Below are 2,765 nucleotides of genomic sequence, written 5' to 3'. Positions count from 1 at the left end.
GGGCCATCTGGGAGCTTCCTTCTAGAGATTGAAACGCAGAAAATTTTACGGATGCTCCATTTCGTATATAACGCGTTGATGGATGTCGATTTCCGGTATTTGGAGCTATTTGATCAGGAAACGCTCGCTTTTGATTGGTACCAGAGAATGAGTTTGTATGCGCTGGGCAAAGGACTCTCAGCAATCTGTCTGGCGTCAACTATCTTGTCCGGTCGTGTTGCCTCACCAGATAAGGTTACTTGGCTGCCTCATCAGTAATGTTACCGAGGGGGCTTCCGTATTACATCACTGATCTTTCCTTCATAGTCGCCTATAGGGAAGGCTACATCGTTGTTTCCTTGACCAAACACCAGTCGAAGCGCCATCTCTCCACGCCACTTCTTGACCCTGCGCTGCAGTGTTCGCAGATGAGCTTCGAAATATTTCCCTGGATGCTCACGTTTCAACCGTTCTAACAGGCTCTTCGCTGATTGATCGGGGGCTTTTTCCAACCAATCCATGACCTTTGGCCACACGCTTTCGAACGGGTCTTTGCGGGTACGCCAATGTCGACTTGCAGTCGGATTAGTACGGTGCGTGGGGCGAACCTCACCTTCATGCCATGCGGTCGAAAGACTTGCGAGAAAGGAAGTGAGGTCATCATCATGATGCGCAATGGACGGTGGCTTATCACCCGCCGCGATAGTCGCTAGCCGTTGCTGCATGGTTCGTATCTGATCCAGGAGTTGGAGAGGATCCAGCGTCTCAGCCATGTGCTGTAGACGCACCTTGATGGCGTCGGGAGTGGTGGCTGATGCCAGGAGTCGCGAACAGGGTGTCTGCGGTGCATGGTAGCGCTTCACGACACGGGCCCCGGTACGAACTTTCTCTTTGAGTTTGAACGACGGTTGAAAGAAATTGATGAACAAGCGAGCAGCCGCATACAGGTGTGACAGAGCCTCGAAGGCGGCCATACCTTCGAGCCGACGGTAACCCACCAGTCGTCTGACGACCGATCCGTTCTTCTGCTCAATCCAGGCCTGATCGTTCTTATGATATGGCCTTGATCGGGTCAGCTCGATGCCTCGGGGAGCACAGTACCGTAGTAGCTCCTCGTTGAGAAACTCGGATCCATTATCGACATCGAGCCCACGAAGCAAGAAAGGCAGGCCGCCACGCAGGGCTTCAACGGACTCGACGACCAGCGTTCCGTTGCGAGCCAAGAGTGGTGCACAGTCGGTCCAGCCGCTTGCCACATCGGTAAGTGAGAGGGTGTGCAGATAGCTTCCAGTCAGTCTTTCACCGGAATGTACGACGAGATCCATCTCCAGATAGCCCGGCAAAGGATCAGACCAGTCCGCAAAAGTGCGGATCGCCACGTTGCGCTGCACTGCCGTGGACTTTTTCCGGGCATGGCGACGCAAGCTCCCGAGTCGTGTCTCACGGAGCCGGCGATCGATGGTGGCGGCACTCATAGACATGAGCTTGTCATGAACCATTGAATCGAGCTGGAGATGGCCGTGGCGCTCAAGAGCAGGAAGCAGGATTGGCAGCAATGCCTTGAGGCGTTTGCCGCAGACTCTGTCAGAGGCCTCCCACATCACTATCAACGCCTGATGTACGGCGTCATCGTAGACGCGCGGTCGAGTGGATTTGCGCGGCTGGGGGTCAAGCTCTGCTACACCACTCAGGATCCGGATGGCAGATTTCCGATGGCACCCACTGATCAGAGTAAACTCATCGAGGATCCGGCCTTTTTCTGCGCGAGAGCCCTGTGCATAGCGCTCCCTCAGAACACCGATCAGCTCCTGCCTACCAGAATTGGTCATTGTCTTCGCCATCACCACTACCTCAGATACTGTCCCTGGTAACTCAGTATGTGAGGCAACACCCTCTTGTGGGTAACCATTTTGGCGAGGCAATGCGACCGGTCATCCTAATTGTCGCCGAACAGGGTTGTCCAGTTTGCGGCGCGGGATGAGCACCGCCACAATTTTTCACTGAACAGTCTACGGAGTGAGTCCGGCAACCTGCCGGATCACTTCAGCGAATGGACGCTGCCGGGGGCTCATTCCGATATTGGCGGTGGTTACCCGGATAGCTTCCACGAGCGTGTTGAAGTTCGCCCGCCTCTAGTGGTCAGGGGGAAAGACCACCGCAATCCCGAAGCCAGCTTTGAATTTTCGCGCATGTTGCAGGATCGTGCGCTGATCAAAAATGAAGGCTGGATCGGGCCACTGAATCCACTTGCCACGCTTGAAATCGAACAGGAGCGCGCACCCGGTTTGCCGGGCGGTGATATAACGCTTCGTCTTTGGCTGGACCGCGAAGTTCGTGGCGAATATTCCCGTATCCCGCTCTACCTGATGCATAAGTTGGCAGTGGATGCCGGTGTGCCTTTCGATGTTATTGACCCTAAAGACTCGTCGCTTTCCCTTCCTGATGAATTGTTTACCGTTGCCAGAAATCTAGCCGCCCATGTCTGGCATGGCAGCGACCTACTGATGACCCCAGAATCCCGGGCGTTGCTTAAGCAACGATACATTCACCATTCGGATCATTACTTGAAGCTTGGGCCGCTTTATCCCTTCAAACCAGCCAAATACGGAAAACGGGTCGTGCATCCGAATGAAGGACAGTGGATTGAGGGGCAATATCATGAGTATTAAACATCTGGCGGTCAGCCTCTGTGTTTTGGTGCTTCTGGGGTGTTCGGAGCAAGTAGGGTCCGAAGGGACTCAAAATGGTCCAGAGTCCACGTATAGAAGTATCGCGGTTGTGGTACC

Annotated in this window: 3 protein-coding genes; 2 read left to right on the top strand and 1 reads right to left on the bottom strand. The window is 54.3% G+C overall.

Annotated features, from left to right (window positions below):
- A partial coding sequence (locus RQ738_RS13485; RefSeq protein ID WP_314165829.1) for a hypothetical protein occupies window positions 1-258 on the top strand: 258 nt, incomplete at its 5' end.
- 2 nt (window positions 259-260) lie between these two features.
- Here RQ738_RS13485 and RQ738_RS13480 read toward each other — a convergent pair.
- A complete protein-coding gene (locus tag RQ738_RS13480) occupies window positions 261-1,808 on the bottom strand; it encodes an ISNCY family transposase (RefSeq protein ID WP_314165830.1) in 1,548 nt (515 codons plus the stop codon).
- 111 nt (window positions 1,809-1,919) lie between these two features.
- On the opposite strand from RQ738_RS13480, the gene RQ738_RS13475 reads away from it, so the two are divergent.
- Window positions 1,920-2,648 (top strand): hypothetical protein, encoded by a 729-nt coding sequence (locus tag RQ738_RS13475; RefSeq protein WP_314165828.1) that lies wholly within the window; start codon window positions 1,920-1,922, stop codon window positions 2,646-2,648.
- Window positions 2,649-2,765: the final 117 nt, after the last annotated feature.

It is taken from the genome of Sulfuriflexus sp., assembly GCF_032250955.1.
GTDB lineage: Bacteria > Pseudomonadota > Gammaproteobacteria > AKS1 > AKS1 > Sulfuriflexus.
This window is presented reverse-complemented; position numbering and strand designations above follow the sequence as displayed.

What these genes read in the sequence shown, in the direction of transcription:
- RQ738_RS13480 (WP_314165830.1), bottom strand. Translation starts at nt 1,808, where the DNA reads ATGACCAATTCTGGTAGGCAGGAGCTGATCGGTGTTCTGAGGGAGCGC.